Below are 8,658 nucleotides of genomic sequence, written 5' to 3'. Positions count from 1 at the left end.
TCCAATAATAGTTTCTGTTTTAGATTTGGTCTTCGATTTAGGTTTCCCAACAGGTTTATTGTTTACAGAAGAAATCCTAGTCTGTACCTTTTCACTTCTCACTTCATAAACTAAGGCATCAACCATACGTTTCATTCCCTTTATAAAAGCAGTAGCACTAATTTTACCTTTCTCAATGTCCTTTAATTGCTTTTCCCAAGAACCAGTAAGCTCAGCAGATTTTAATAATTCATTCTGAATTGTATCAATCAATTGAATTCCTGTAATTGTTGGAATAAGTTGTTTTTTATTCCGCTTTACATATTTGCGTCTAAAAAGTGTCTCAATAATATTAGCGCGTGTAGATGGACGACCAATACCATTTTCTTTCATTAAATCTCTAAGTTCATCATCTTCTACTTGTTTGCCAGCAGTTTCCATTGCGCGTAAAAGAGTAGCTTCTGTAAATTGATTTGGTGGTTTCGTTTGTTTTTCTAAGAATGAAGGTTCATGAGATCCTTTTTCACCTTTAACAAAGCTTGGTAACATTTTATCTTTTGTTGTACTGCTTATAATCGTAGCATCTTGCTTTTCGAATACCACACGCCAACCTTTAGAAAGAATCTCTTTTCCTGTGGTTTTAAAATTAACATCTGCAGCTTTTCCTATAACTGTTGTATTAGAAACTTTACAATCGTTATAAAAAACAGCGATAAAACGCTTTACTATGATGTCATAAACCTGTTGCTCGTTGTATTGCAAATGCGTTTGCATTCCGGTAGGAATTATGGCATGGTGATCTGTTACTTTTTTATCATTAAAGACCTTTGTAGACTTCTTTATTTTTTGATTTAATAATGGCACTGTAAGATTCGAGTAATCAGTAAGTTTAGATAATATACTTTTCACCTTCGGATAGACATCATTTGGCAAAAATGTTGTGTCCACTCTAGGATATGTAACCGCCTTTTTTTCGTAAAGTTTTTGTGCTATTTTAAGTGTCTCATCTGCAGAAAACCCAAACTTAGTATTACAATATACTTGCAAGCCTGTTAAGTCAAAAAGTTTAGGAGCATATTCAGTTCCTTTCTTTTTGGTAATTGATACAATTTCAAACTCATGTTCCTTGACTTTATTGGCAAGAATCTCACCATCTTCCATTTTCAAGAAGCGTCCTTCTTCATAACTAAAAAGTGTATCTCGGTAAAGTGTTTGTAATTCCCAATACGGTTGTGGCTTAAAGTTATCAATCTCTTTAAAACGACTTACTAGCATCGCAAGGGTAGGAGTTTGCACTCTGCCAACAGACAAAACTTGCTTATAACCACCATATTTAACAGTATATAATCGGGTAGCATTAATACCTAAAAGCCAATCTCCGATAGATCTTGAAAAGCCTGCATAGTATAGGTTGTCATAATCTTTAGAGGGTTTTAAATTCTTAAAGCCTTCTTTAATAGCTTCTGTAGTTAAAGACGAAATCCATAAGCGTTGTACTTCCCCTTTATAATTAGCTTTATTAATTACCCAACGCTGTATCAATTCTCCTTCTTGGCCAGCATCACCACAGTTAATAACAACATCAGCTTTATCAAATAAACTTTTTACAATCTTAAATTGCTTTTTAATACCATCATTATCCGAAATCTTAACCTGAAATTTCTCAGGAAGCATTGGTAAGTTATTCAAATCCCAACTTTTCCAATAGGGTTTGTAATCTACAGGTTCATATAAAGTACAAAGATGTCCAAAAGTATAAGTTACTGCATAGCCATTGCCTTCATAGTAGCCATCATGTCTTGTTGTGGCTCCTAATACAGATGCAATTTCTCTTGCAACACTTGGTTTTTCGGCAATACAAACTTTCAAATCGTACAATTTATATAACCCAAGTGTGCATTAGAAAATCTATTACATCTTTAAATTGCTTTAAAATCTATCGCTCTGCTTTATTTTTTAATTTAACCGTAGCGATGCTATGCTCAAATTAAGAAAATCCTAGATTTTATTGCAATTTAAACCTTCATAACGAAGTTCTAATACAAAATTTGGATTGAGCTTGCAAAATACAGAAAATTAAACTTTGAATAAACGATTTACTACAGTTCTAAAACTAATTTTTGACCAATTCTTAAGGTAGAGGTTTTCTTAATTTTATTTGTGCGACAAATCGACGAAATCGTAGTGTTATTTCGTAAAGAGATTCGTGATAATGTATCACCAGATTTTACAACATATACTTTTCGTTGTTTTTCTATACTAGCTAAAGCAGCTTCCTTAGTTTCAAAAAGATTTAACTTGGATAAACGCTTAGAACTATGATAACTTGGTCTTGTCCATTTACGAGTTACCCAAATATCTTCAGATCTAATGGTATTAGAGCTATCAAAATTAAAGAGGTAATCCGGATGAATATATTCCCCTTTATAACTTGCCACCAAATGAAGATGACTACCTCTTGAGTTTCCTGTATTTCCTCCTTTACCTAAATATTGTCCCGTAGTTAAGCTGTCATTTGCTTTAACGGCAATATGTGATAAATGTGCATAAGTCGTTTCTAAACCGTTATAATGTCTAACGACTACAGTTTTACCATGGCCACGACTGTATCTTGCAAAACGCACTATACCACTAAGTATAGAAACAACGGAATCACCAGTAACTAAATCAATGTCAATACCTTTATGTGGTCTCCCTTTGCGCCAGCCATAGCGAGATGTAATCACTTTTTTATGCGCAACAGGTGAAGTGTAAATACTATCCTTAAATGTTATTTCTAATGGAAATTCTGTAATTGTATTTCGGTAAGGACTGTAAACCGTTGTGTTCCAATAATCTGCTTTAATGTTAACTTTTGGAATAATGGTTAATGATTCTTTTTTTGAAATTAAGGGAATTTCAATTTCGTTAACTATAGCCTTTTTTTTGAGTATTGAAGTTGGTAGTTTTATTTTAATAGAAGTTGCCAGAGTATCTTCTTGCGCTAAAGAACACATCGCACTCATAAGAAATGCAAAGCAAAAAAAGATGTGTTTCATTTATAAATAATATTCTTAGTCGGTCTGAAAGAACGCTAAAATAAAACAAATATTGTTAACAGCAAATGGCTTTAACATCTCTTAAAATAACGTAATTTTGCAAAGTATTAAATTAATTATAATCCATGTCTCAAACCAATCAAGCTGTTCAAGAAAAGAAGACCGATAAAGAATTATATGACTATCAACATGGTGCTATAAGTCAAATTTTTGAAAAGTTTGATACAGAGCGTGATGATTATCACTTATTATATCAACTGCCAACTGGTGGTGGGAAAACGGTTATTTTCTCTGAAATGGTACGTCAATATTTGAAGAATCATAGCAAGAAGGTGTTGATAATGACGCACAGAGTTGAACTTTGTAACCAAACGTCTAAAATGCTAGATGGTTTTGGTGTTACCAACAAAGTGGTGAATAGTAAAGCAAATCTAGACGACCAGGCTGAGTATTCGTGTTTTGTTGCAATGGTTGAAACCTTAAATAATCGTTTGAATGATGATATGCTCGATATCTCAGATGTTGGTTTAGTAATTATTGATGAAGCGCATTATAATTCATTTACAAAGCTTTTTAAGTTTTTTGAAAAATCTTTCATTCTAGGTGTTACTGCAACACCATTAAGTTCTAACAAAGAGTTACCAATGAAGGATAACTACGATGAACTTATTACTGGTGAAACGATTGAGAATCTAATTGAAAACGAATTCTTAGCACGAGCAGAAACTTATGCTTACGATATGGGTTTAACCTCTTTAGAGGTTGGTTCTAATGGTGATTATACAGTAAAATCATCTGAAGATTTATATTCTAGTCCTGCAATGTTGCAAAAGCTTGTAGATGCTTATAAAAAACATTCATTAGGAAAGAAAGCTTTGATTTTTAATAATGGTATAAATACGTCTATAAATGTGTATTATGCCTTTAAAGAAGCTGGCTTACCAATTATGCACCTAGATAATACAGCAACAAAAAAGCAGCGGAAGCAGATTTTAGAATGGTTTCACCAAACACCAGATGCAATACTAACTTCTGTAAGTATTTTAACTACTGGTTTTGATGAACCAACTATAGATACCATTATCTTAAACAGAGCAACTAAATCATTAACCTTATACTACCAAATGATTGGTCGTGGCTCTCGTATATTAAATAGCAAAGCTATGTTTACGACCATAGATTTAGGAAACAACCTTTATCGATTTGGTCCATGGGGAGCGGATTTAGATTGGCAATTAATTTTTAAATCGCCAAACTGGTTTGCAGACCGAATTAAAGATGATGAAACTATTGAATCTACTTTTAAGCACGATTTATCAGACGAAATTAAGGATGAGTTTTCTAAATCTGAAGACACTTATTTTGATATTAAACAGACCTATAAAGATGCCGTCACAAAGGGTGAATCTTCTAAAGTTGTTTTAGAGCGTTCTATAGAACAGCATGCAAAAATCTGTATTGAGAATAGTGAGGACGTATATGATGCATTAGCTTTAGCAAAATTATTAAAAGACGATATTAACCAACGCATAGAGATTTACGCTAAGTGCATTAGTAAAAGCACTTACAATTTTTTGAAGTGGCTAAAAGATGATTACCAAAAGAAACTCAGTTCGTATTTGAGAACAAACTTTGATGAAAAGTTTGAAGAGATTCATGGTTTTTCACCAGAAGATTAAGGTTTTTATAATACAAGATTAATAGACTATTATATCTGAAAATAATGTAGTTTCGCGCCTTAATTTAAAGCACTGGTAATGAAACGTATTAAAGAATACAAAAAACTATTTTCTATTGAAGATACTATTGATTTAAGAGTATTAAAGAAATCGTATAGAAACTTAGTAAAAGAATGGCATCCTGATAAATTTCAAGATGGTGATGTAGGACAAGAAGAAGCAGAATTAAAAAGTCGTCAAATCATAGATGGTTATCATTTTCTAGTAAGTATTGCGCCAGAAACTAAAGCTTCTAATCTCGAAGATTATACAAAAACAATAATGGAGTCTAATATTCTAGATTTTCAACATAAAGGTTTACTCTTAGAAATTACATTTTTAGATAGCAGTTCTTATGAATATTTTGGAGTACCAAAAAATGTATTTATTAAGTTTTTAAATTCAGACAAACAAATGCGATTTGCTAGACGTAGTATATTTAATTCTTATCTGTATAGAAAGTCTAAGAAAGAACTTCAAGAAGCATAAACTATAGAGTAGAGGTATATTATAACAATAAATGAGCAACGATAATACTTACCAAAGCAAGGATATTTCTACAGAAGAGATTGAAAAGTGTATTACTATACTAAAACGTTTAGTTGCAGATACAGATCAGATTTTTGAAATCCCGAAACCACAGCGTACAGCTTTAATAAAAGCTTCTGGACAATTATCGCGTCCCAATAGAGAAGAATTTTCTCGTCGTAAAAAAGACGCAAAGAAAGCAGCTAAAAGAAAACAAGCTGCTCGCGATAAAAACGCACGTAAAGTCACTGGAATCCGCAGTGCACGAGAAGCTCATATATTTGTTGCTCCTAAATTGTTACCAGAAGCAGATTTACAAACCAAAGAACAATTAGAGCTAGAGTCTCCTCGAAACTGTTACGTTTGTAAAACCTTATTTACCAAATTGCATCATTTCTATGACACTATGTGTACAGAATGCGGTGATTTTAATTATGCCAAAAGATTTCAAACAGCAGATGTAAAAGGACAAGTTGCTGTGATTACAGGTTCGCGATTAAAAATTGGATACCATATTACATTAATGTTATTAAGAGGTGGAGCCACAGTTATAGCGACGACACGTTTTCCTGTAGATTCTGCATTGCGTTTTTCTCAAGAGGAAGACTTTACAGAATGGGGACATCGCTTAAAAATTCATGGTTTAGATTTAAGACATATTCCTAGTGTAGAAATCTTCTGTAACTTTATAGAACAGCGTTACAAGAAACTCGATATCTTAATAAATAATGCAGCGCAAACTGTAAGACGGCCAGCTGGTTTTTATAGTCATTTAATGCCAAACGAAGAACGACCAATAGAAGAGTTACCTAAATTTGCTAGAGATTTACTAAACGAGCATACCGAATGTTTAGATGAATTAAAACAGCTAACAACAGGTGCGTCGTCTAATAAAAATATGCCTGTAACTTGGCATGGTCCAGAACCAGGAATAGGACTGAGATCTTCTGCGAAATTATCCCAGATTCCTTATAGTTTTGATAACACATTGGTATCGCAAGAGGTTTTTCCGGAAGGTGAATTGGATGCAGATTTACAACAAGTAGATTTAAGAAAAACCAACAGTTGGAGATTAAAACTTGGTGAGATTGAAACTACAGAAATGATAGAAGTACAGTTGGTAAACTCAGTAGCACCATTTGTATTATGTAATCGTTTGTCTGAAGTGATGAAAAATGACAATACAGGACAAAAGCATATTATTAATGTATCTGCGATGGAAGGGAAGTTCCATTCTTTTTTTAAAGAAGACCGTCATCCACATACCAATATGGCAAAAGCCGCTTTAAATATGCTAACACATACTGCTGCAGGTAGTTTAGCTAAAGAAGGCATCTATATGAATGCTGTTGATACAGGTTGGGTAACTGATGAAGATCCTGCAGAATTGGCAAAACGCAAGCAAGACTTACACGATTTTCAGCCACCATTAGATATAGTAGATGGTGCTGCACGAGTTATGGATCCACTTTTTGATGGTATAAATACCGGTAAACATTGGTCTGGTAAATTCTTGAAAGATTATCGTCCGATTAGCTGGTAAATCTAAATCCTATCTGAATATTAAATTTTCTCACTGCCATTTATTTTTATAGGAGTATATTGTATGTCTATTAATTAACCATACATTAAAATACTCATGAAATCATTAACAATACAAGAAATAAACACCATAATAAATGGCGAAATTGTAGGAGATACTTCTCATAAAATATCTGGTTTAGAGCAAATTCAGAAGGCAAATAATACACAAGCCACTTTTATTGGTAATAGAAAATATGCAGCACTATGGGCAGATTCTAAAGCGGCTTTAGCCATAGTTAATGACAATATTGATTTAGAACCTGGTGAAAACAGAGTGTTGATTAAAGTGAAAAACGCAGATTTAGCCATGGCTAAATTATTAGAAGCCTTTACACCAAAAACGCCACATTTTGAAACCAATATTCATTCAGCCGCAGTTATTGATACTTCAGCTAAAATAGGTAAGGGAAGTAGAGTCGGAGCTGGTTGTTATGTAGGTAAAGATGTTGTTATTGGAAATAACGTAACACTTTACCCGAATGTTACAATTTTAGACGAAACCACTATTGGAGATCACACTACAGTTTGGTCTGGTGCTATAATTAGAGAGCGATCTATAATTGGTAGCCATTGTATTTTTCATAATAATGTAAGTATTGGTGCCGATGGCTTTGGCTATCGCCCAAGTGATGATGGAAGAGGCTTGGTTAAAATTCCGCATATAGGTAATGTAGTTATTGGTAATGGTGTAGAGATTGGTGCGAATTCTTGTGTGGATCGTGCTAAATTTAGTTCTACCATATTAGGTGATGGTTGCAAGATTGATAATCTGGTACAGATTGGACATAATTGTGTGCTTGGACGTTTTTGTATTATGGCTGGTAGTAGTGGTCTTGCAGGTTCTGTTACCTTAGGTGATGGAGTTATGATTGGTGGATCTGCTTCTATAAAAGATCATACAACCATTCATTCTGGTGCCACAGTAGGTGCAGGTTCTGGTGTAATGAACGATGTACCAGCAGGTAAAACGGTATTAGGCTATCCTGCAGTAGATTCTAGAGAAATGCTTAAGCAATGGGTTGCGCTGAGAAAGTTAGCGCGCTAAATTATTTTTGGCATTATTGTTGAATAGTACTTAGTAATAAATATAATATATTACAATATGAGTAAAGGAACAGTAAAATTCTTCAACGATGCTAAAGGCTTCGGATTTATAACAGAAGAAGGTTCAAACAAAGAACATTTTGTCCATATTTCTGGATTAATCGATGAAATTCGTGAAGGAGATACAGTAGAATTCGATTTAACTGAAGGAAAAAAAGGTTTAAACGCAGTAAACGTTAGAGTTATCTAATAATAGCTTCACCATGATTATAATAGCTCATCACATTTATTGTGATGAGCTATTTTTGTATTTAATATTTTGTTATTTTTATAAAAATTGATTCTAGATCATTAAAGGCTATCGCTTAACTCACTCTAAAACATTAATGATTTTGACAATTAAAGGGGTAAGTAATTATTTTTATTTTACATAATATAAATTATAGGACATTTTTGATATTTGATTATCCAGTGGATGATTAAATATTAAAACCATTAGAACTCTTTATATGATGTAGACTATAATTTGTTTTTAAATAACAATATCCTCAGGATCTTATTATTTAAAAAGTATGTAAAATATCCCAGAAGCTTTAGTATTAATGGTTTTAGTGTGCAGAACTTGGGCATTAAACTAGAAACGGTTTGCTTCGCAGAGTTAAAAAAGCATTTACTCATGCATTTCTATTTTATTTTTTGGAATTCGTGAATAATTAAGTATTTGATCCTATAATTTGCCGTTATGTAAAATGTCCGCTGTCAACCGC

The 8,658-nt window shown here is 33.0% G+C and carries 7 protein-coding genes; 5 read left to right on the top strand and 2 right to left on the bottom strand.

Translation table 11 applies throughout. From position 1 onward, the window contains the following. A partial coding sequence (locus AAC053_RS12705) for a DNA topoisomerase 3 (protein ID WP_339757278.1) occupies positions 1-1,848 on the bottom strand: 1,848 nt, incomplete at its 3' end. A 230-nt stretch (positions 1,849-2,078) separates the two neighbouring features. Further along, positions 2,079-3,017, bottom strand: coding sequence for a peptidoglycan DD-metalloendopeptidase family protein (locus tag AAC053_RS12700; protein ID WP_339757275.1), 939 nt, complete (start codon positions 3,015-3,017; stop codon positions 2,079-2,081). A gap of 125 nt (positions 3,018-3,142) precedes the next feature. Here AAC053_RS12700 and AAC053_RS12695 point away from each other — a divergent pair, with 125 nt between their 5' ends. The 5 genes from AAC053_RS12695 (at position 3,143) to AAC053_RS12675 (ending at position 8,141) form a co-directional block, all read left to right on the top strand. Then, entirely contained in the window at positions 3,143-4,696 is a 1,554-nt protein-coding gene (locus AAC053_RS12695; protein ID WP_339757273.1) for a DEAD/DEAH box helicase family protein, read from the top strand. A 78-nt stretch (positions 4,697-4,774) separates the two neighbouring features. Further along, positions 4,775-5,224 (top strand): KTSC domain-containing protein, encoded by a 450-nt coding sequence (locus AAC053_RS12690; protein ID WP_339757271.1) that lies wholly within the window; start codon positions 4,775-4,777, stop codon positions 5,222-5,224. A 31-nt stretch (positions 5,225-5,255) separates the two neighbouring features. Further along, a complete protein-coding gene (locus AAC053_RS12685; RefSeq protein ID WP_339757268.1) occupies positions 5,256-6,806 on the top strand; it encodes an SDR family oxidoreductase in 1,551 nt (516 codons plus the stop codon). A gap of 96 nt (positions 6,807-6,902) precedes the next feature. Next, on the top strand, positions 6,903-7,892 hold the full coding sequence (lpxD, locus tag AAC053_RS12680; protein WP_339757265.1) for a UDP-3-O-(3-hydroxymyristoyl)glucosamine N-acyltransferase: 990 nt from the start codon (positions 6,903-6,905) through the stop codon (positions 7,890-7,892). A 57-nt stretch (positions 7,893-7,949) separates the two neighbouring features. Continuing rightward, on the top strand, positions 7,950-8,141 hold the full coding sequence (locus AAC053_RS12675) for a cold-shock protein (RefSeq protein ID WP_339757262.1): 192 nt from the start codon (positions 7,950-7,952) through the stop codon (positions 8,139-8,141). Positions 8,142-8,658 lie beyond the last annotated feature (517 nt).

The sequence above is a fragment of the uncultured Winogradskyella sp. genome (assembly GCF_963975125.1).
Taxonomy (GTDB): Bacteria; Bacteroidota; Bacteroidia; order Flavobacteriales; family Flavobacteriaceae; genus Winogradskyella.
Note: the sequence above shows the minus strand (reverse complement) of the source record. Positions and strands in the feature narration are given on the sequence as shown.